The 21,385-nt window shown below is 43.5% G+C and carries 16 protein-coding genes; 6 read left to right on the forward strand and 10 right to left on the reverse strand.

Features of this window, described 5'->3' with window-relative positions; genetic code table 11:
• Window positions 1-4: 4 nt before the first annotated feature.
• The 9 genes from R7P64_RS21990 to R7P64_RS22030 all read right to left on the reverse strand — a co-directional run bounded on the left by R7P64_RS21990 (window position 5) and on the right by R7P64_RS22030 (window position 12,990).
• Entirely contained in the window at window positions 5-1,564 is a 1,560-nt protein-coding gene (locus R7P64_RS21990) for a SpoVR family protein (protein ID WP_005378449.1), read from the reverse strand.
• Between the two features lie 11 nt (window positions 1,565-1,575).
• Window positions 1,576-2,847 carry a YeaH/YhbH family protein gene (locus tag R7P64_RS21995; protein ID WP_005378448.1) on the reverse strand — a complete coding sequence of 424 codons (1,272 nt, stop codon included), beginning with the start codon at window positions 2,845-2,847 and terminating at the stop codon, window positions 1,576-1,578.
• Between the two features lie 47 nt (window positions 2,848-2,894).
• Window positions 2,895-4,829 (reverse strand): PrkA family serine protein kinase, encoded by a 1,935-nt coding sequence (locus R7P64_RS22000; RefSeq protein ID WP_005378447.1) that lies wholly within the window; start codon window positions 4,827-4,829, stop codon window positions 2,895-2,897.
• Between the two features lie 493 nt (window positions 4,830-5,322).
• A complete protein-coding gene (locus R7P64_RS22005) occupies window positions 5,323-5,823 on the reverse strand; it encodes a YfbU family protein (RefSeq protein ID WP_318123974.1) in 501 nt (166 codons plus the stop codon).
• A 136-nt stretch (window positions 5,824-5,959) separates the two neighbouring features.
• Window positions 5,960-6,625 (reverse strand): energy-coupling factor ABC transporter permease, encoded by a 666-nt coding sequence (locus R7P64_RS22010; RefSeq protein WP_005378445.1) that lies wholly within the window; start codon window positions 6,623-6,625, stop codon window positions 5,960-5,962.
• Between the two features lie 154 nt (window positions 6,626-6,779).
• Window positions 6,780-7,520, reverse strand: coding sequence for a pyruvate formate lyase 1-activating protein (pflA, locus tag R7P64_RS22015; RefSeq protein ID WP_005378444.1), 741 nt, complete (start codon window positions 7,518-7,520; stop codon window positions 6,780-6,782).
• A 211-nt stretch (window positions 7,521-7,731) separates the two neighbouring features.
• The gene (locus tag R7P64_RS22020; protein ID WP_167415101.1) at window positions 7,732-8,709 is read right to left on the reverse strand and encodes a lipid A deacylase LpxR family protein; all 978 of its coding nucleotides are present in this window, start codon (window positions 8,707-8,709) and stop codon (window positions 7,732-7,734) included.
• Between the two features lie 153 nt (window positions 8,710-8,862).
• Entirely contained in the window at window positions 8,863-11,139 is a 2,277-nt protein-coding gene (gene pflB / locus R7P64_RS22025; RefSeq protein WP_005378442.1) for a formate C-acetyltransferase, read from the reverse strand.
• A gap of 303 nt (window positions 11,140-11,442) precedes the next feature.
• On the reverse strand, window positions 11,443-12,990 hold the full coding sequence (locus tag R7P64_RS22030; protein ID WP_005378441.1) for a DUF3360 family protein: 1,548 nt from the start codon (window positions 12,988-12,990) through the stop codon (window positions 11,443-11,445).
• A 453-nt stretch (window positions 12,991-13,443) separates the two neighbouring features.
• Here R7P64_RS22030 and R7P64_RS22035 point away from each other — a divergent pair, with 453 nt between their 5' ends.
• From R7P64_RS22035 to R7P64_RS22060, 6 genes are all read left to right on the forward strand, one after another.
• Entirely contained in the window at window positions 13,444-14,919 is a 1,476-nt protein-coding gene (locus R7P64_RS22035; RefSeq protein WP_017820023.1) for a hypothetical protein, read from the forward strand.
• A 264-nt stretch (window positions 14,920-15,183) separates the two neighbouring features.
• Window positions 15,184-15,954: an ABC transporter ATP-binding protein gene (locus tag R7P64_RS22040; RefSeq protein ID WP_005378438.1), complete on the forward strand. Its 771-nt coding sequence runs from the start codon at window positions 15,184-15,186 to the stop codon at window positions 15,952-15,954.
• An 83-nt stretch (window positions 15,955-16,037) separates the two neighbouring features.
• The gene (locus tag R7P64_RS22045) at window positions 16,038-16,808 is read left to right on the forward strand and encodes an ABC transporter substrate-binding protein (protein ID WP_005378437.1); all 771 of its coding nucleotides are present in this window, start codon (window positions 16,038-16,040) and stop codon (window positions 16,806-16,808) included.
• A gap of 81 nt (window positions 16,809-16,889) precedes the next feature.
• Complete coding sequence (locus R7P64_RS22050) at window positions 16,890-17,630, forward strand: ABC transporter permease (protein ID WP_005378436.1); 741 nt, start codon at window positions 16,890-16,892, stop codon at window positions 17,628-17,630.
• Window positions 17,631-17,633: 3 nt separating this feature from the next.
• The gene (locus tag R7P64_RS22055; RefSeq protein WP_053303243.1) at window positions 17,634-18,311 is read left to right on the forward strand and encodes an ABC transporter permease; all 678 of its coding nucleotides are present in this window, start codon (window positions 17,634-17,636) and stop codon (window positions 18,309-18,311) included.
• Between the two features lie 154 nt (window positions 18,312-18,465).
• Complete coding sequence (locus R7P64_RS22060; protein ID WP_318123975.1) at window positions 18,466-21,183, forward strand: ImpA family metalloprotease; 2,718 nt, start codon at window positions 18,466-18,468, stop codon at window positions 21,181-21,183.
• A gap of 122 nt (window positions 21,184-21,305) precedes the next feature.
• Here the strand turns inward: R7P64_RS22060 and R7P64_RS22065 are convergent.
• Window positions 21,306-21,385, reverse strand: an 80-nt coding sequence (locus R7P64_RS22065) for a transposase (protein ID WP_411912787.1), incomplete at its 5' end; no start/stop codon positions are given.

Genomic DNA, 21,385 nt, shown 5'->3' on the forward strand with positions numbered 1-21,385 from the left:
TTAGTTAAATGTTAGTGTCGTATTGGTTCCGTTTAGGGCAGGTTGCTAACACCTCTCGGTGACCGGTGTCTTTCACTTCTTGGAGAATGACATCAAAGCCCCATAATCGGTACACGTGCTTTAGAACTTCTTCGTAACTATCATCAAGTGGGATGCGGTTGTGAGGAACGTACTGCAACGTAAGTGAGCGATCACCACGGACATCGACATTAAACACCTGAATGTTTGGCTCAAGATTAGATAAGTTATACTGAGCAGCTAAGGTTTCTCTAATGCGTTTATAACCCATCTCATCGTGTATCGCAGCGACTTCAATAAAGTTCTTATGATCATCATCGTTTATCGCAAACAGCTTGAAATCACGCATTAATTTCGGAGAAAGGTATTGGCTAATAAAGCTTTCATCTTTGAAATTATGCATCGCGAAATGCACTGCATCTAACCAGTCGGTTCCTGCCAAGTCTGGAAACCACTCTTTGTCCTCATCAGTTGGTTCTTCGCAGATACGCTTAATATCTCGGAACATGGCAAAGCCTAACGCGTAGGGGTTAATGCCATTAAAGTAAGGGCTGTTATAAGGTGGCTGAGCCACGACACTGGTGTGGCTATGTAAGAACTCTAGAATGAATTTTTCAGACACCAAGCCCTCATCATAAAGATGGTTGAGTATGGTGTAGTGCCAGAACGTTGCCCAGCCTTCATTCATGACTTGCGTTTGTTTTTGCGGATAAAAATACTGACTGATCTTACGGACGATCCGAACAACTTCACGCTGCCATGGCTCTAACAACGGCGCATGTTTTTCGAAGAAGTAGAGCAAATTTTCCTGAGGCTCGCTTGGGAATCGCTCTTTAATGTCTTCCTCTTTCGTCTTGGCTGTTGGTACCGTGCGCCAAAGCTCATTAACTTGAGACTGTAGGTATGCTTCGCGTTCTTCTTGTCTTGCTTTTTCCTCTGTAATTGAGATTTTCTCTGGACGCTTGTAGCGGTCTACACCAAAGTTCATTAATGCGTGACAAGAGTCGAGCAGTTTTTCCACTTCTTTTACGCCATATCGTTCTTCACATTCGGCTAAGTACTTTTTGGCAAACAGCAGATAGTCGATAATAGAGCTGGCGTCAGTCCACGTTTGGAATAGGTAATTACCTTTGAAAAAAGAGTTATGGCCGTAACACGCGTGCGCTATGACGAGTGCTTGCATTGTTACCGTATTTTCTTCCATCAAATAAGCAATACAAGGGTCGGAGTTAATCACAATCTCGTAGGCTAGCCCCATTTGACCATGTTTATAGTTCTGCTCTGTTTGAATGAATTTTTTACCAAATGACCAGTGGTTGTAATTGATTGGCATGCCGATACTTGAATAGGCATCCATCATCTGCTCTGAAGTAATCACTTCTATTTGGTTAGGGTAAGTGTCTAGGCGATAATGCTCCGCGACACGCTTAATTTCTTTGTGGTATCGCTCTAACAGCTCAAATGTCCAATCTGGTCCATCTGGCAACACTTTACTGTTACGCTTCTTAGGCGCCTCTCCTGAGAGGTTTCTCGTTGCGGTATTCATCGCTAGCCTCCTTACGCCGTTTCTTTTTGGAATAGTTCACGAAAGACTGGGAAAATATCCTCCACAGAGCGAATGTTTTTCATTGCGAAATTAGGAAACTCTTCAGTGAGTTTTTCGTACTCATGCCATAGAGTTTGGTGCGAGCGCCGCGTGATCTCTATGTAAGAGTAGTACTGACAGTTTGGAAGTAATTTGTTCACTAACAGATCCCGGCATCTTGGCGAATCATCTGCCCAGTTGTCACCGTCGGATGCTTGAGCTGCATATATGTTCCACTGACCAATCGGGTATCGCTCTTTTACTATTTCATCCATTAACTTGAGCGCGCTAGATACAATGGTACCCCCGGTTTCTTGTGAATAGAAAAATTCGTGCTCGTCCACTTCCTTCGCTTGGGTATGGTGGCGGATAAAGACGACTTCGACATTCTCGTAGGTACGAGTTAAGAACAAGTACAAAAGAACATAGAAGCGTTTTGCGATGTCTTTCGTTGCCTGGTCCATCGAACCGGATACGTCCATTAGACAGAACATGACCGCTTGGCTTGATGGTACCGGGCGTTTCTCATAGTTCTTGAAGCGTAAGTCGAAGGTATCGATGAACGGCACGCTTTCGATTTTCTTGCGCAGTTCTTCAATTTCAGCCTTCAAGCGGTTCTCTTCAAACTGCTGAGCAGGTTCAATATTTTTGATGCGAGCAAGTTCGTCTTCTAACTCTTTAAGAAGTCGTTTCTTACCAGCAGTCATTGCAGTACGGCGCGCAAGAGATTGTTGCAGAGAACGTACTACGGCGATATTGGAAGGGATACCGGCAGTTTGAAAGCCTGCACGGTGCGTTTTCCATTCTGTGATTTTGGCAATTTGGTTTTTTTCTAGATTAGGCAGCTCGAGATCTTCGAACAAAATATCGAGGTACTCATCTTTTGATATTTGGAATACAAATTCGTCTTGGCCTTCTCCATCTGGACTGGCGTTCCCTTCTCCAGAGCCGCTACCTTGACCGCCACCTTTGGGACGCTCAATCTTATCACCAGTAATGAATTGGTCGTTACCGGGATGAACTCGTTCGCGAACACCACCTTTGCCTTGATGAAATATAGGCTCATTGATGTCTTTGTGAGGGATAGAGACGTCTTCGCCCGTTTCCGTATTCGTAATCGAGCGTCGATTCACTGCGTCTGCTACCGACTCTTTTATTTGCTCTTTGTGGCGCTTCAAGAAGCGCTGTCGATTAACAGCGCTCTTGTTCTTGCCATTGAGCCTTCGGTCTATAAATTGCGCCATGAAATAGCCCTCTTCATGTTTCACAAGCGACCTAACTCAATACTGGGTTAGGATGACTTACGTACTCGTAGGTACCACTCAGAAAGTAGGCGAACCTGTTTCTCGGTATAGCCTTTTTCCATCATGCGAGCGACAAAGTCGTCGTGCTTCTTCTGATCTTCAGAAGAGGTTTTCGCATTAAATGAGATAACCGGAAGTAGCTCTTCGGTATTGGAGAACATTTTCTTCTCGATTACTGTGCGCAGTTTTTCGTAGCTGGTCCAAACCGGGTTTTGACCATTGTTATTCGCTTTCGCACGAAGCACAAAGTTAACGATTTCGTTTCGGAAATCTTTCGGGTTAGAAATACCAGCTGTTTTTTCGATCTTCTCTAGCTCAGCATTCAGTGAAGAGCGATCAAATAGCTGACCAGTTTCTGGATCTCGGTACTCTTGATCTTGAATCCAGAAGTCTGCATAGGTGACATATCGATCGAAGATGTTTTGGCCGTATTCAGAGTAAGACTCAAGATAAGCGGTCTGAATCTCTTTACCGATAAATTCAACGTATCGAGGTACTAGGTAGCCTTTCAAGAACTCGAGATATTTCTCTGCTGTTTCAGCAGGGAACTGTTCGCGCTCAACCTGTTGTTCAATCACATAGAATAGATGTACAGGGTTGGCTGCCACTTCGGTTTGGTCGAAGTTAAATACGCGTGACAAAATCTTAAAGGCAAAACGTGTTGAGAGACCGTTCATGCCTTCATCGACACCAGCATAATCACGATACTCTTGATAGCTTTTTGCCTTTGGATCCGTATCTTTCAGCGTTTCACCGTCGTATACGCGCATCTTAGAGAAGATGGACGAGTTCTCAGGCTCTTTAAGTCGAGAAAGAATACTGAATTGTGCCAGAGTCTCGAGCGTGCTTGGTGAACAAGGGGCTTGAGACAACTCACTGTTTTCAAGAAGTTTTTGGTAGATTTTGACTTCTTCTGAAACACGTAGACAGTAAGGTACTTTCACAATATAAACACGGTCCAAGAACGCTTCATTGTTCTTGTTGTTACGGAAGGTCTGCCACTCAGATTCGTTTGAGTGAGCCAGAATCATACCGTCGAATGGAATCGCAGAAAGGCCTTCTGTGCCGTTGAAGTTGCCTTCTTGCGTTGCTGTTAACAGCGGGTGAAGCACTTTGATTGGTGCTTTGAACATCTCAACGAATTCCATTAAACCTTGGTTTGCTTTACACAGCGCACCGGAGTAGCTGTAAGCGTCTGGATCGTCTTGCGAATAGTGTTCAAGCTTACGAATATCGACTTTACCAACCAATGATGAGATATCTTGGTTGTTTTCATCGCCTGGTTCAGTTTTGGCAATACCGATTTGGTCAAGGATAGAAGGGCGTACTTTCACTACTTTAAATTTGGTGATATCACCACCAAACTCGTGAAGACGTTTAGCGGCCCAAGGAGACATTATCGAGCGAAGATAACGGTGCTCGATGCCATATTCTTTTTTCAAAATATCGCCATCTTCTGTGGCTTTGAATAGGCAGAACGGATGGTCATTCACTGGGCTGCGTTCGCCGTTAGCAGTAAGAACATAAATAGGCATCTGTTCCATCAGAGCCTTAAGCTTTTCTGCAAGCGAAGACTTACCGCCACCTACAGGGCCGAGTAAGTAAAGAATCTGCTTACGCTCTTCTAAGCCTTGCGCCGCATGTTTTAGGTAAGACACAATTTGTTCTATGGCATCTTCCATGCCATAAAAGTCTTTAAAGGTTTCATAACGAGAGATAACACGATTCGAGAAGATTCGGCTTAGTCTCGGATCCTTTGCCGTATCGATTATCTCTGGTTCACCAATCGCCATCAGTAGGCGTTCTGCTGCATTAGCATAAGCGCTTTTGTCATCTTTACACAGGGCTAAAAACTCCTGTAACGACATCTCTTCATCTTTTGCAGCTTCATATCTTGATTGATAGTGGTCGAAAATACTCATGTCGCTTTCCCCTTTAATAGTCAGTCTACCGACGAACGTTGATTCAGGCTTTCCACCAACAGTTATGCTCGTTGTTGTTTGAATATACGTCCTGTTATCACATTTGGTTCGTACAGAATGTAAGATTGGCGACACCAAAGACTTTGCTTTATGGACGGTTTTTTCGTTACAACGGTGAGCGGTGGATATGAATTTTTCAATCACAGCCTTTCTCTACTTAAGCCTAGTCGGGGATTTGCAATTTTGCTTAACAATTATGAATTTATTGTAAAAGTGACATTTGAATCACTCTTTTATTAAGGACGAATTTATGTCGTGAATAGGTGCAATAGAAATCAAATATTTGGCAAAGACAGAAGAGTCTCAGTGATTCGTTGTTCTACATTGAGCAAGGTAAGTGAAAGAGGTAGGAAGAGAGCAAAGTCTTAGATAAGTTTGTGACAGGGTAAATAACAAGGAGAGCGGGCGCTCTCCTCATTCTTAGACGACCATTTTATGCGCTGAAGATTTGCGCTAGTTCGTTTTCACATAAATGATACTGACGAGGGCAGTTACGCCAAGTTTGCAGCATACGGCGGTATTTATCTAGCATCGGCATTTGGCTGTTAAAGTGATGATCTGCCTTGTCAAACTGAGGGTACAAACCTTCAGAATCGATGAGAAAACGTACGTAATGTACTTGTTGCGCTTCTGAAGCAATATCAAATCCCAAGAACTTCAAGCGGCGCTGATCTACGTTGCTGCGATCTTCATCGTCTAGCATGTTGTAAGATTCTTGCATCGCATGATACATCTCCATAACGTCGATGATCTCACGACACTCTGCTTCTGAGAGGCAGCCGAAATCTTTGTTCAACTCTCGCATTTGTAGTTCATAACCACGTTCAACGATCGTTTGTAAGCATTTGTATTTGGCCGCATTACTTGGATCAAGTTGAGACATAAGGTTGTATTGGTTTGATAGAATCAAACGTTGAGCGTTTGACATTTCCATGGTGACCTCACTAGATATCTAATACATTTTTAATGTGCTTAGGTTAACGCTTAAGACATGAGTGAAACATGATCTCAACACATATTTAATACTAAAAAATGGCAAGAACTGTCACTTTTGACCAGTTTGAAAACACTTATTTATGGTAATGATTGTATATGTAGTCTCGGTCTGAAAATACTCTCAGCCACTCTGGCTTGAATACGGTTAAAACCGCCAGTGCCATACCATTTAATAGACCTTCTGGAAAGGCGAGCAACGGCACAAAAACAAAGTAGTTATGTTGAATGGTTTCCCAATCGTAGTGACCAACTGATAGGTGATAAAAAGAGTTAATGATGAGGTGCAGACTTCCTGTTATCGCGCCATTGAAAAATCCAGCAACGAAGATGAAAACAAAAATGTTTCGTGGCAAGTAGTGGTAACTCAGAAGAAACACTAAGTAACTAATGAAAATCGGAATTAGGGCAGATAGAACTAACGACGTGGGTAAGAGTAGCAAGGACACATCATGTAGTAGGTGGTTGACCAACATAGCGGGAATGCTGAGTAGAAATGCCATGCGCCAACCATACATCATCGTCAGCGTTGTTAGTGCAAGAAAATGAATCTGTAATCCTTCTTTTACACCTGCTTGAGCTGTCCATAAAATACTGAAAAAGAAGAGCGTTGCAAAAACGAGGTGCTGAAATCCTTTTTCTTTTTCCAGTTTGGGCCAAACGACTTTTTTCCAATCTGGTAGGCAGTAGACTACTACTATCCAAATTGAGACAACAAGAGAGCCTAAGTTAAACAAATCCATGTTACTTCCTTCCTATGCGAACATGACGCAATCATTTCTATCGTTCTTTTTATACCTAAATGACCGCAGAGAAACTCACTGATAAGGCTTAGATATAATCAAAAAAATACCAGCAATAAGCTGGTATTTTAAAGAGGTTAGTCTTGCGGTTCACTTAGTATTTTACGTTATCGTTGTATTGAGCAAGAATGGATTGAATTTCATCCATGGTTTCTTTCGGTGGCGGGTTTACGCCTTCGAGTGGGTATTCTAAGCCTAACGCTTCCCACTTATGAGCCCCTAATTTGTGGTAAGGAAGTAACTCGACCTTTTCGATGTTATCCATGTCTTTAATAAATTCACCAAGCATGTGTGCTGCTTCTGGGTCATCTGTGTAACCAGGCACGACGACATAGCGAATCCATGTTTTCTTTCCGATTTTTTGCAAGTAACGAGCAAAGTCCAATGTGCGTCGGTTGGATACACCAATGAGATCTTGGTGCACTTCGTCTTTCATGTGTTTGATGTCAAGCATGACTAAGTCTGTTGCATCCAGTACTTCATCGATAACATCAGTGTGCTTACGAACATAACCGTTAGTATCTAGACATGTATGAATGCCTTCGGCTTTAGCAGCGCGGAAAAAATCACGTACGAATTCCGGTTGAAGCATCGCTTCGCCGCCAGAACAAGTAACGCCACCGCCTGATGCATTCATGAAGTGGCGGTAACTTTTCGCTTCGGAAATGATTTCTTCAACCGTGACTTCTTTGCCATCATGCGTGTCCCAAGTATCGCGGTTATGGCAATACTTACAGCGCATTAAACAACCTTGCAAGAAGACGATAAATCGAATACCAGGTCCGTCTACGGTACCACATGACTCAAATGAGTGAATACGACCAGCTGTTGACATCTTTTGCTCTCATTACTAGTAAATTCTAGCTGTTATTTTATTACAAAAAGCAGGGTTAAAACAGCTTTGTCGGTACTAAAGGCAAGGTTATTTGAAGAAAGAAAATAGATGGAGCCAATCTACATAAACGCTTGAACACGAGGTGGTTAATACCTACCCCGAGAACTTGCCGTGTATCTAGATTGACTTCGATGCTGGGATAATCCAGTTTTTAGAAAAAGGCGAACACGGAGAACGAGCCTGTCCCATAAACATCGGTTTGGGCTTCTTCATAATCCGGTGTTTTAATCGTAAAGGTGATGCTTGCACCGTAATTTTGGTTGTACCAAGATACCCCCGCGACGGCACTTGCTTGCCAATTTTGCAGTGTGACATCGTATGGCGCTGACGGTTCAGGAATGCCAGGACGATCTCCTTCGATAGTCATGTCATTAAAGCGGTAACGACCTTCAAACCCGGTGAACAAGAACCAACTCGACGTGTTCTGAGCGATCATACTTGCTGAGAAAGGGCTTTCGACACTGATATTGGCGGCTCCGATGCTATTCGCTAGGTTTGTACCCCAACGAAACATGACGCCTTGAGAGACATCACTACGGAAGTTACCCGCATTGATGTCGTTAATGTTGGTGATCTCCCATTGTGTTTTTTGTTCTTCGCTGCGCATCAATTTGTTAAATACGCGGTAACCAAGGCTGAACGCAACTTTATCTTCAATCTGGTAATCCCAACCTTGAGGGTCCGTCGATCCTGTTATGCCGTGAACGATTTCTTGCGCCTTTTCTGATAGCGAACTTTCACCCGTAGCTCCTATGGTGAAATTGTACCGTACAGCTTTGTCACTCGTTAGGGAAAGGTAGTTGATTTCGGTGTGTAGGTAACCGGCATATGGGCGATCATTGATTAGTGGATAATCGGCTTCAATGTCGCTTGGAGTCCACATTTTGTGGCCAAGAACCAACTCTATTTTATCGATATTGGCGTGCTCTGAGTTAGCTAGACTCAGCCATTTCCATTGGCTTTCTTGTATCAGTTGGCCTGTCGCGTAAGAAAGGAAAACACCATTCGTATAGTCTTGATCGACGCCAAAAATACCATCGTTGTCGATGGTAAAAGAAACCGTAGACTTAGTGGATGCGATTGCAACTGGAGAAAGAAGGGTAAGAATAATTAATTTACTAAATCTCATAGACTTTATTTGCTAACTTTTTTCGCATCATACGTAAGAATGCGGGCAAAAGTCTTTCGCGATATCACAACTTTCATTCAAGAAATAAAAAAAGGCTGATGCTACTTAGCATCAGCCTTTGTTGTATTACTAGAACGTTATTTCGCTATAGTCTTATAGAGACTCAGTGAATGTACGCGCGATTACGTCAGCTTGTTGCTCTGCAGTTAGAGAGTTGAAGCGAACAGCGTAACCAGATACACGGATTGTTAGCTGAGGGTATTTCTCTGGGTGCTTAACTGCGTCTTCTAGAGTTTCACGGTTAAGAACGTTCACGTTTAGGTGTTGACCACCTTCGATACCCGCTTCGTGGTGGAAGTAACCATCCATCAGACCAGCAAGGTTAGCGCGTTGTGAGCCCTCATCTTTACCTAGTGCGTTAGGTACGATAGAGAATGTGTAAGAGATACCATCTTGTGCGTCAGCAAACGGCAGTTTAGCAACTGAAGTTAGTGATGCTACAGCACCTTTCTCGTCACGACCGTGCATTGGGTTTGCACCTGGAGCAAATGGAGCACCAGCACGACGACCGTCAGGCGTGTTACCAGTTTTCTTACCGTAAACCACGTTTGAAGTGATAGTAAGAATTGACTGAGTAGGGATTGCATCACGGTAAGTCTTAAGCTTACGGATTTTGCCCATAAATACAGAAACAAGTTCACATGCAATGTCATCAACGCGTGGGTCGTTGTTACCGAATTTAGGGTAATCGCCTTCGATTTCGAAGTCGATTGCTAGACCGTCTTCGTCACGAATTGGCTTAACTTTTGCGTATTTAATTGCAGATAGTGAGTCAGCCGCAACAGATAGACCAGCAATACCACAAGCCATAGTACGTTTAACGTCACGGTCGTGTAGAGCCATTAGTGCCGCTTCGTAGCTGTACTTATCGTGCATGAAGTGGATAGCGTTTAGTGCAGTCACATATTGTTTCGCTAGCCAATCCATGAAGTGGTCCATTTTCTCCCACAGTTCATCGTAGTTAAGAACATCGCCTTCGATCTTAGGCATTTGCGGGCCAACTTGGATTTTTAGCTTCTCATCCACACCACCGTTGATGGTGTAAAGCATTGTTTTCGCAAGGTTCGCACGAGCACCGAAGAACTGCATTTGCTTACCAACAACCATTGGAGATACACAACATGCGATCGCGTAGTCGTCGGAGTTCATGTCTGGACGCATTAAGTCGTCATTTTCGTACTGAATAGAAGAAGTATCGATAGATACTTTCGCACAGAACTTCTTGAAGCCTTCAGGTAGTTGCTCAGACCAAAGAACAGTGATGTTTGGCTCTGGAGAAGGACCCATAGTGTATAGTGAGTTTAGGAAACGGAAGTTTGTACGAGTAACTAGCGTACGACCGTCAAGACCCATACCACCCATAGACTCAGTTGCCCAGATAGGGTCGCCAGAGAATAGATCATCGTACTCAGGAGTACGTAGGAAACGAACCATACGTAGTTTCATTACGAAGTGGTCGATCATTTCCTGAGCTTGTTCTTCAGTTAGCTTACCAGCCGCGATATCACGTTCGATGAAGATGTCTAGGAATGTAGAAGTACGACCTAGAGACATCGCCGCACCGTTTTGAGATTTAACAGCAGCTAGGTAACCGAAGTAAGTCCACTGAATAGCTTCTTGCGCAGTTTCAGCAGGACGAGAAATATCACAACCGTATTTTGCAGCCATTTCTTTGATTTGACCTAGAGCACGGTGTTGCTCTGCGATCTCTTCACGAAGCTGCATTGTCATTTGTAGGTCTTCGCCGTTCTCAAAACGCTCTTGTAGAGAAGAGAACTGCGCGAATTTATCCTTCATTAGGAAGTCAATACCGTATAGAGCAACACGACGGTAGTCACCGATGATACGACCACGACCGTATGCATCTGGAAGACCAGTCAGTACGCCAGATTTACGACACGCCATGATTTGAGGAGTGTAGATATCGAAAACGCCTTGGTTGTGAGTTTTACGGTATTCTGTGTAGATTTTTTTAACTTGTGGGTCTAGCTCGCGGTCGTAGGCTTTGCATGAACCTTCAACCATGCGGATACCACCGTTAGGGATGATCGCACGTTTTAGAGGAGCGTCAGTTTGAAGACCTACGATAGTTTCTAGGTCTTTTTCGATGTAGCCTGCATCGTGAGCAGTGATGGTAGAGATAACTGAAGTATCAAAATCAACAGGAGCGTGAGTCGCGTTCTCTTGTTTGATGCCTTCCATTACCTTAGCCCAAAGCTTGTTAGTCGCTTCAGTACCTTCAGAAACTAGGAAAGATTCGTCGCCTTCGTACGGAGTGTAGTTCTTCTGAATGAAATCACGAACGTTTACTTCGTTTTGCCAGTCGCCTGCAGCAAAACCTTCCCAAGCTTTAGCAAATTGCTCTGCCATGACATACCTACCTTTTTAGTAGAAAAAAATACGTACTGCTTCGCCGTTGAGCCAGCTATCCCCAGATAAAAGAGGGGAACAGTACACTCTTATGAATAACAATATTTATAGTCTTAAATTTACGTATTCGATTTACAAAACTATAAATATTGTCACTAGTTTTAACGTTTCTCTTTTTAAGCAACAGTTAGAGGTTAAACTAAAATTTTTTTGCAAACCTTAAACTAAATCAATAAATCCTCAAAAATCTCGATAAAAATGGGGTAGCGACGAGCGCTACCCACAAATTTCTGGACTGCTAGCTTATAGCCAAGCTTGGATGCCATACTGGCCTTCAAGCATACCAACTGCAAGCATAGCAACTAAACAGATAACAAGTACGCTTACTGGGATCACAATCTTGTCTACAAATGATAGGCGAGACGCGCGCTCTTTATCTCCAATTAAACCGTTGTTATCTAAAAGCATAGTTAGTGCCCAAGCTAGAACTGGGTTAACAACGGCAGAACCAAAGATACAGATACCTGCTGCTTGTGAGTCTTTCGAGTCCTTCACCATCTGCATGCCAGCTTCAAGCAGTGGTAGAGATACACCAACGAGAAGAGCAACGCGCATAACTGGAGGCCATACTGCAACGTCCATAGGAAAACCAAGGATTGCAACAATAATACATAGAGAGCCTAGTAAGATGGCACCAGCAGGAATAGGGCGTTTCGCGATTGCAGCAGGGATCATGTAAGTCCCCCAAGATGATGTGATGTTACCACCACCCACTGCAGTACCGACCATTTGGCGAACGGAACACATTGTCATTGTGTCATCAACGTCCATCAGCACTTTCTCACTCTTACGTGGGTAGTTCATCTCTTGGAAGATACGGTGACCCAAGAAGTCAGGTGACCACATTGCTACCGCAAGAATGGCGAATGGTAGTGAAGCGATGAAGTGTTCCATATTAGGAAGACCAAGCATCCAACCTTCTTCTGTTGAACCCCACCAGTAGATTGGATTTAGGTTTGGAAGGCCTGTCTCGGTTACGAATTTAATATCGAAGCCTGCGCCAAGAGCAAGTGCGATTGCAAGCCCAGTGAAGGCACAAACAGGGATCGCTAGCCAGCGTTTGTTCACTTTAGCAAGGAACGCGTATAAGCCAATGGTAACCGCAAGAACAATTAGACCGATGTAACCCATGCTACCAGCGGCAACCGTATCGGATTGCAAACCAACAGCCCAAGCTTGAATAGAGTTAATTTGGCTCATGGTTCCGGTTAAACCTAGGAAAATAAGAAGGCCACCAGCCGTACCTTCAGAGGTGAGGTTAACCAGTTTTGACCCACCTTTTAAGAGGCTCAAAATCAAACCAAACACACCAATGAGAATTGCTAATGCAAGAGGATGAGCACCAGCAAGAGCGATGGTACCAATAAGAGGGATCATTGGGCCGTGGTTGCCTGCTAGGTTGGCTTTAGGGTTAATAAAACCAGAGGCAAGTACACAGAAAAGAAGTGCAGGGATGAGCATTTCTACACGCGCAACTTCGATAGCAAAGTCCTTGCCTAAGTTTACGTGGTCCCATGCTGCAGTAAGACCTTCAGCCCAAGACATCATTACCGCAGAGTACATTGCGATAATACCGATAGTACCAGCAAGTGCTGGAACAAGGTCTTCAAGCTCAAAGCGGAAGTCACGACCTGGCAAGTTCAAGCCAAAACGACGTGGCTTCATGATTTGTAGTTCGTGGTCTAGGTAGTCTGAACGGCTTGCGAACTCAGATGCTGGACGATGAAGCTCACGGTAGCTCTTGGTCTCGATATCTGAATCAGAGTGCGTTTTGTTAACTGCGTCTGACATAGATTCCTCATATATTTAAAAGTTATGAATTCTTCATTCAATTGTGTTAATCCGCATCCTGCGGCACGCTTATGCTAGCTATTGTTAGATTTGTTACACGTCGACACTGTGCCTAAGCATAGCTAATAACTTATTGTGTTGAGGCGCAAAAAAAGCCTCATCTTTTGGCAGGAGTCTAGCAAGATAGCCATTTAGGGTGATTGATTTAGATCACTTTAAGAATGGTTGTGAAATAAAACTACAGAAAGTTTCTGGCATGCGAATGAGATGCGGAGATCTTGTGTAATTTCATTACACAAGTTGCATAAAATTAGAACTTTTTGTCCTTTTGCACGAGATGCAGATTAAATGTCAATATTCACGGTGATTATATAAAGCTGGCTTTATTCTTGCTTTGGACAGAGCAAAGACAATTTTTTGGCTAATCATTGCCGCTCAGTTTAGGAAAAAGACATGAAACAGCTTAAAGTACTGCCACTAGTGGCAATCATCTCAGGGTTAATGGTCGGTTGCGGCGGCGGTGGCGGCGGTGGCGGTGGTGCAGCGCCGAAAACTGCCTTTACTTTTGATTTTGCTATACCAGCAACAATGACTGAAAGTGAAGCAACTACGAAAGGTTGTACTGTATATGACCACAAAACTGAGCTGAACGGCGATAAAACGGTTTTAACCTATAGTGCAGCGTCAAAAGAGCAAGTGACCAACTATGTTATCGGTTACTACTCTGATGCCGATGGCAAAAGATCCGGAGACATTATCAAACCTACCACTGATAACTTTAAGTTTTATCTTGAAGATATCCCTGACGGCGGCTTTGTAACGTTTCAAGCAATAGAATTTAACGGCAAAGAAGCTCGCGTAAACACGTTTTCAAAAGAGTTCTTGCAAGATAAGAAACTACGTAATGCTACTTTTGCACTAAACCGAGACTCTTTGAACAAATGCTTTACTGGCGGTAACTTAGCAAGCAATAAGTTTACTAACTTAGATTACCGAAACGCTGAATCAGGTGGCGGAGATTACAACTTTGTCTCGCAAACCGATATTTTCACGTCTCCGAACCCTGATATGTTGCCTACTGATGAACTGATGGGGCTTAAAGGTGAACCAACGGCATTGTTTCAGTATGAATCAGGTTCAAGCGACAAAGCGCTTTACCAGTATGGTATTGGTTCGTGGGGAACTGGTGAGATAGCCTTAGTTAGAGCGGATAATACGTCAAACATTTATTCGTCTTCTGACTATACTTACGACTCGCTCAACATTGGCTTTGTTACTAACGGCTTTGCATATGACGCGTTGAAGCTGGATAAAACGGCCGTTGAATATAATCGCCCTAGTGCAACGAATAAAGAAACTTGGGTATACATGGCGTTCTCAGAGAATCAAGTTAATGGTTGGGAGTCTCTACTTAACGAAACGATCTCTGACGGATGGGATATTGACGTTGATCCGAGTGCTTACTTAAATATTGATAACCTGCCGAACACAAAACCAAGTGTATCAACGCAAGGAAGTGCAGAGTCCGTGATTGATCTGGACATGGGCTTAACATCGTCTACTGAAGGCTTTACTCGTGTCGCTTACTTTGCAACTTCAGGCGACTACAGAGTCACACATCGCATTTTCACAACAAGTGATAGTGATTCTGTTGTTGTTCCTGAATTGCATTACTACAACTTCCCAACATCGGCCGTTAACGGTTTGAAGGTTTCAGCTTCGGACGATTTTAATCGCACTGCTTTAGTAGTGAATGAAGATAGTAATATTGATTCTAAAGTTTTCATGAGCTTCTTCTCCAATGGTGAAGCGTCAGAGCCTGAACTAGATGAAGACCTAGATGGCATCATTACTTCTGAAAAAGAAGGCTTAGAAAATGAAGTGACATTACGTACTTCAAACTCGTTGGTAGTCAGTCGTTTTAATTAATTCATTGCGACCTCGAATAGGTTTCAATTAACACTTTTGTAAATTTATTAAGCCCCTTTGAAAGGGGCTTTTTTATATTTAATATTCAACTTTTGAAGAATATGTTGCTATATATTGCATATTAATTTGTCTATCGTATCTTTCTATTCGAATTATTTAGGTTAATAATTTGTTGCAAGTTTCAGAGGGCGGTGCTAATTTGTTCCGAATTAGAGAGGGCGGAGTCCCTTAATTGCAGTGACAAAAACACAGGGAGTAGGGCGCATGAATGATGTACCAGCGCTAGATATAAAAGACCTGCACAAAACATTTGGACAAAATGAAGTTTTAAAAGGCATTTCACTTGCCGCGCACAAAGGAGATGTTATCTCCATCATTGGCTCTTCCGGCTCAGGTAAGAGTACCTTTCTCAGATGTATCAACTTGCTAGAAACGCCCACCGCGGGCGAAATTTGGGTAAATGGTGAATTAATCCAAATGAAGAACAACAGAGCAGGTGAATCTGTTCCTGCTAATGAAAAGCAAGTCCAACGTATTCGTTCACGCCTGGCAATGGTTTTCCAAGGTTTCAACCTCTGGTCTCACCTAACCGTACTAGAAAACGTGATTGAGGCGCCTGTTCATGTCTTAGGCGTGCCAAAAGCTCAAGCGATTGAAAATGCAGAAGTCTTGCTTAAGAAAGTAGGCTTGTATGAGCGTAAAGATTATTACCCTGGGCACTTATCTGGCGGCCAGCAGCAACGTGCAGCTATTGCCCGTGCGCTAGCAGTTGACCCAGAGGTGATGTTGTTTGACGAGCCAACTTCTGCGCTTGACCCAGAACTTGTAGGAGAAGTTCTGGGGGTAATGAGAGATTTGGCAGATGAAGGGCGAACTATGCTGGTGGTCACGCACGAAATGGCGTTTGCGCGTGACGTATCAAACCATGTGATGTTTTTACATCAAGGCTTAGTGGAAGAACAGGGAAATCCAGCTAAGCTATTTACAAACCCGGATTCAGAACGATTACAGCAGTTTATCTCATCCATTTACTAATATTTGTTAGGCGGCAGACTATTGCCTCCTAAGCCAACACAACAAACAAAACGAAATAAAATAGCAATCACAGGAGTATGGAAATGAAAAAGTGGTTATTAGCAGCAACGATTGCTGCAACGGCAGTATCAGGTGTTGCCCAAGCGAAAGAATGGAAAACAGTTCGCTTTGGTATCGAAGGTGCTTACCCTCCGTTTAGCTGGACAGAAACTGATGGCTCAATAAAAGGCTTTGACGTAGACATGGCAAATGCACTCTGTGAAGAGATGCAAGTGAAGTGCAAAATCGTCGCTCAAGATTGGGATGGTATTATTCCTTCTCTGCTTGCACGTAAGTACGATGCCATCATCGCAGCAATGTCTATCACTGAAGAGCGCAAGAAAAAAGTCGATTTCACTGGCAAGTACGCACAAATTCCAAATAAATTTATCGCTAAGAAAGGTGCGGGTCTAGATTTTGATAATCTTAAAGATGTCAAAATTGGCGTGCAACGTGCGACGACACATGACAAGTACTTAACTGACAACTACGGCGATGATGTTGAAATTGTGCGTTATGGCTCTTTTGATGAAGCGTATCTTGATCTAGAAAATGGTCGAATTGCTGCCGTTTTAGGTGATGCTTCTGCTCTAGAAGAGGGTGTGATCAACAAAGCAGGTGGCGAAGCTTATGAGTTTGTTGGACCATCGTTAACCGATCCAAAATGGTTTGGCGAAGGTATGGGTATCGCTGTTCGTAAACAAGACAAAGATCTAACGAAGAAACTCGACGCAGCAATTATTTCACTACGTGAGAAAGGTGTTTACCAAGAAATTGCTGGTAAATACTTTAACTACGATGTGTACGGTGAATAAACCGTAATTAAGCGACCGTTGGCTTGTTCCTAGAAGTAGTCAACGGTCGATTTTTTGAGTTTAGGGATTAGGAACTCACCTATGCTAGATTTACAAGGATACGAAGCTTCGATTTTGAAAGGAGCTTTAGTAACAATAGAAGTTGCAGTGCTTTCACTCATTCTCGCCATGGTCTTAGGCATGCTTGGCGCATTAGCTAAGTTAGCGCCTTACAAATGGGCAAGGGCGATTGCCACTCTTTACACCACCGTCATTCGCGGCATTCCAGATTTGGTTCTGATGATGCTAATTTTCTTTGGTGGACAAATACTTTTAAATAACAGCCTTTACTCCATCAACGAAACGCTCAACGAGTGGTTTGCCTCGAGTGATCCAAACCATGAATGGACGTCTTACTTACCTGATTATATTGATGTCAGCCCATTTATTGCTGGTGTACTCACGATTGGTTTTATCTTTGGCGCCTACATGGCGGAGACTTTTCGTGGAGCGATCATGGCGGTGGACAAGGGTGAATTAGAAGCGGCGAAAGCTTATGGGATGAGCTCTGCTTTATCGTTTAGAAGAATCTTGCTTCCTCAGATGATTCGTCATGCATTACCTGGATTTGGTAATAACTGGTTAGTGTTACTTAAGACCACTGCGTTAGTTTCCATTATTGGTCTGGATGACATGGTGAGAATGAGCTCATTGGCAGCAGGTACGACCAAAATGCCGTTCACCTTTTACATGGCTGTCGCGCTCATCTTTCTATTTTTTACCAGCGTTTCGACCGGGCTACTCAAGCTTGTTGAGCGTAAGTTCAGTATTCATGCGAGGTAAGTTATGGACTTTTCTTTGATTATTGAAAGCTTTCCAACTTATCTTCAGGGACTTTGGACAACAGTTTGGTTAGTGGGATTAGCGTTGGTTATTGGCTTGTGTGTCTCTATCCCATTAGCCGTGGCACGCAATAGTACCAATTACGCTCTAAGCTTACCTTCTTGGGGATTCATTTACTTTTTCCGTGGAACGCCGCTATTGGTTCAGCTGTATTTGATTTACTACGGCATGGATCAGTTTTTCCCTGTGAAAGATACCTTATGGGAGAACGCTTGGTTCTGTGCTTTGGTCGCTTTTATTCTTAATACATCGGCTTACACCGCAGAAATTATTCGTGGTGCGATTAATGGTTTGCCGAAAGGTGAGGTGGAAGCTGCGAAAGCGTATGGCATGAGTAAGTTTATGACATACAGACGTATTATCTTGCCGAGTGCATTGCGTCGAGCATTACCAGCTTATTCAAACGAGGTCATATTTATGCTGCACGGAAGTGCAGTCGCGGGCATCGTTACCATCATGGATTTAACTGGTGCTGCGCGTCTAGTTAACTCGCGCTACTATGCACCATTTGAGTCTTTCCTGACGGCGGGGCTGTTCTACATGGCACTGACGTTTATGATCTTGTGGTGTTTCAAAGTGGCAGAGAGGCGTTTCTTAGCTTATCTACGTCCTTTAAGCTAATTATCAATAGAGGCAATAGCACCGGAATGGGTGCTATTGCTTTTGATAATTTTGTTATCTTCATTCCTATTTTTCCAGCCGATATAAAAGACTCTTTCTTATTATTCATTAACTTACATTAACATTCGGTAAACTCATTGTTTAGTAAGTAAAAATGAAAAAAACAATTCTATCGTTGGGCATTGCCGCCTTAGCCACAGGATGTGGAGAGGGAGAATCACAACCTAATGCTCAAGTAAAACCAACGCCAGCTCCAGTTCAACAAGCTCTGGAAACTGGTAATGCACTGCTCGTTTCTGACCCGAGCGATTTCATTCGTAAAAGTCATCAGGTTGTGGAAGCTCACAAGATGCAGTCGAACACGATCAAATCTGCAATTGCGAAAAACCTTTCAGGTCTTTATTGGGATCCAACCCATGATGCCGCGATCTTGGCACCTAAGTATGGCTTCAACGACACCATCTTGATGACCAATAAGGCCATGGTAAGCGGTTACAAAGATCAAGCTATGTCAATTGGCGTTGCCGGGGAAAAGTCTAATGGTCAACGTTACGCACTATTAGGGAGTAACCCATTTAGAACGGCACAACGTTTTCCCGACTCTTCCAACGCAGCGATGACGAAATGGTTAAGTAATCTGGTCACTTGGTTGTCGGGCGGAGTTACTTCAAACGTCGTCATCGCGCAAATGGACCAGTCTTATTACTTTCCGGATGAGCAAGCGACTCGGAATTGGCTGAAAGACAATGTTTCACAAGAGTTGGCGTTTAACGAGGCCAACCTATGCGATGGTTCGAAGCTACTTAGCTGCTTGCAAACCAATACTCCAAACTTATTGATCTTGTCACAGCATCTGCAATCTGGCGACACCAACCAACAAGTACTCGATGCTCTGGCATACGCTGAGCAAGCCCAAATTCCTGTTCTATACCTGCATTGGGATGGAGGACTAACTGAACTTGGCCGAGACATTTTGGAAAAATTCCATGTTGATTATGTGGGAGATAACTATTGGCGTAAGTTAGGCTTGGTTGATTGGGCGCCTTCATCACTCATGAACTTCGTGCCAGACTCTGTTGCTACGCAACAAGCGCTGTTGTCTCGTTTTGAATCTCAAAACTTCAATGTTGACTTGTCACAGTGTGAGGACAAATCTTGTCCTGACACTGCGAATATGGAAAGTCAATTTTATGCAGGGGCAAACAGTATTCGCCATCGGTTGAAAAAGCTTGATGAACAAAAAGTAGACTTGTTTAATCAAGACGGCTACCAATACGAAAAACTCATGGTATTGCTGGCTGATCATTATCGTCAAACGGTGGTCTTCCCAATGGACAAACAGTCAACCCAAACGACCGAATTCCTAAAGTCGTACTTTGCCGATTATGTGCAATACAACAGCCGAAGCGTAAACCCAAAACAACCAAATATGGGGAACTTCAGCCGTAGTGAGTTTAGCCCTGAAATAAAGAGAATCAGTGCAACGATTAATATGGAATCAAAGCATAACTTCCGTTCGGCTGGTGTGTATGCGCTTCCTGGGGAAACCTTTACGGTTAAGCGTAATGACAGCAATGATGTGGCGACTAAGATTGTCATCAACACTTTAAGAAGTGGTGCAACTCATGAGTTCAGCAAAGATGGATACACGCGACCAAAACTGCTGACTTCATTCGGCTATGAAGTGAAGCCGGGTGAAACCATCACGCTGACTTCTCCTTATGGTGGTCCAGTACAGGTTCACTTTGACAAAAATGATGTTCCGGTTGAACTGAAATTTAATCATGTGGCACAGCATCCAGTTTGGAGAAGTGAGAAGGACAACGACGCTTTTATTCAACAGTTAGAAGCCAATTTATTCGATTGGGCTGAGCTGATCACTCCTGGGTTTGAAGTACACTCAAAGCGCGACAAAATGTTGGAGTCGGTCAACGATGAAATGTGGTCTACCCCTTCGGAAATGGCGCTTGCAACAGAAGAATATGTTCACAACTACCCGCATGTGCTGGCAGGTTTCCAAGGGCCGGGCATAGATGAAGTGCCTGAAATTATTCAATACGCCCAAAACCAAGGTTGGGAAATCGCCAATATTGATATAGTGAAGCACATGAACGCTGACCAAGCGACGTGTGGTTATGGTTGTTCGGGTAACCCTTACGATGCTTACTGGTCATTCAGCCCACTCGGTCACGGTGATTTACATGAGCTTGGTCATGGTTTAGAAAAAGGTCGATTCCGATTTTCAGGCTGGGAAGGGCATTCAACGACCAATTACTACTCGTATTACAGTAAGTCTCGTTTCTTCCAGAATACGGGAAAAGTTTCAACTTGCCAAAGCTTGGATTTCAAAGGCCAGTTTGAATTATTGCAAGCTAGCCGAACTCAAGCGGATCCAAACGCATACATGGCTGCGCAAAATCAAACCAGTTGGAGTTGGGGCGCTCGTGTTTACATTCAAATGATGATGGCGGCGCAGCATGAAGGTGTGCTTAAAAATGGTTGGCATTTATTGGCGCGCTTGCACCTGATTGAACGTGAGTTTAACCGCTTAAAATCGGACGACGCGCTTTGGGATGAGAGACGATTGAGCATTGGTTTTGCCAACTACTCTCGGGAAGAAGCAAATAGCATCTCGAACAACGACTGGTTGCTTATTGCTCTGAGCTACATCTCTCAGCGAGATATGACTAGCTATCTCGATATGTGGGGGGTCTCGTTCACAGAAAAAGCGAAACAGCAGGTTGTGGCGCTGAATCTACCGCCGATGCCGCTCACTTACTTTGCAAGTAGTAATACAGGCTACTGTCTGAACGAATTTGCTCAAACACCGATAACTATTGATGGTCAAACGGTTTGGCCGCTGAATCAGTGATTAAATAGTAATTTGTGTAAATTACCACCTTCTAAAGAAAGTGGCTTTGTGTGAGCCCCCTAAAAGGGGGCCTTTGTTTAGTCCAGCGCCAATTGCTGCTGCTCTACTCGCTCTTGCTTCTCTTAATGTCTTACATATCGGCGTATTATTTCTTCATTGATTCCAACACTATCGACAAAATAGCCTCTTTGCCAAAAGTGAT

The sequence above is a fragment of the Vibrio sp. 2304 genome, assembly GCF_033339475.1.
GTDB lineage: Bacteria > Pseudomonadota > Gammaproteobacteria > Enterobacterales > Vibrionaceae > Vibrio > Vibrio alginolyticus.

Coding starts and splice junctions, on each gene's coding strand:
- R7P64_RS21990 (WP_005378449.1), bottom strand. CDS start 1,564: ATGAATACCGCAACGAGAAACCTCTCAGGAGAGGCGCCTAAGAAGCGT.
- R7P64_RS21995 (WP_005378448.1), bottom strand. CDS start 2,847: ATGGCGCAATTTATAGACCGAAGGCTCAATGGCAAGAACAAGAGCGCT.
- R7P64_RS22000 (WP_005378447.1), bottom strand. CDS start 4,829: ATGAGTATTTTCGACCACTATCAATCAAGATATGAAGCTGCAAAAGAT.
- R7P64_RS22005 (WP_318123974.1), bottom strand. CDS start 5,823: ATGGAAATGTCAAACGCTCAACGTTTGATTCTATCAAACCAATACAAC.
- R7P64_RS22010 (WP_005378445.1), bottom strand. CDS start 6,625: ATGGATTTGTTTAACTTAGGCTCTCTTGTTGTCTCAATTTGGATAGTA.
- pflA (WP_005378444.1), bottom strand. CDS start 7,520: ATGTCAACAGCTGGTCGTATTCACTCATTTGAGTCATGTGGTACCGTA.
- R7P64_RS22020 (WP_167415101.1), bottom strand. CDS start 8,709: ATGAGATTTAGTAAATTAATTATTCTTACCCTTCTTTCTCCAGTTGCA.
- pflB (WP_005378442.1), bottom strand. CDS start 11,139: ATGGCAGAGCAATTTGCTAAAGCTTGGGAAGGTTTTGCTGCAGGCGAC.
- R7P64_RS22030 (WP_005378441.1), bottom strand. CDS start 12,990: ATGTCAGACGCAGTTAACAAAACGCACTCTGATTCAGATATCGAGACC.
- R7P64_RS22035 (WP_017820023.1), top strand. CDS start 13,444: ATGAAACAGCTTAAAGTACTGCCACTAGTGGCAATCATCTCAGGGTTA.
- R7P64_RS22040 (WP_005378438.1), top strand. CDS start 15,184: ATGAATGATGTACCAGCGCTAGATATAAAAGACCTGCACAAAACATTT.
- R7P64_RS22045 (WP_005378437.1), top strand. CDS start 16,038: ATGAAAAAGTGGTTATTAGCAGCAACGATTGCTGCAACGGCAGTATCA.
- R7P64_RS22050 (WP_005378436.1), top strand. CDS start 16,890: ATGCTAGATTTACAAGGATACGAAGCTTCGATTTTGAAAGGAGCTTTA.
- R7P64_RS22055 (WP_053303243.1), top strand. CDS start 17,634: ATGGACTTTTCTTTGATTATTGAAAGCTTTCCAACTTATCTTCAGGGA.
- R7P64_RS22060 (WP_318123975.1), top strand. CDS start 18,466: ATGAAAAAAACAATTCTATCGTTGGGCATTGCCGCCTTAGCCACAGGA.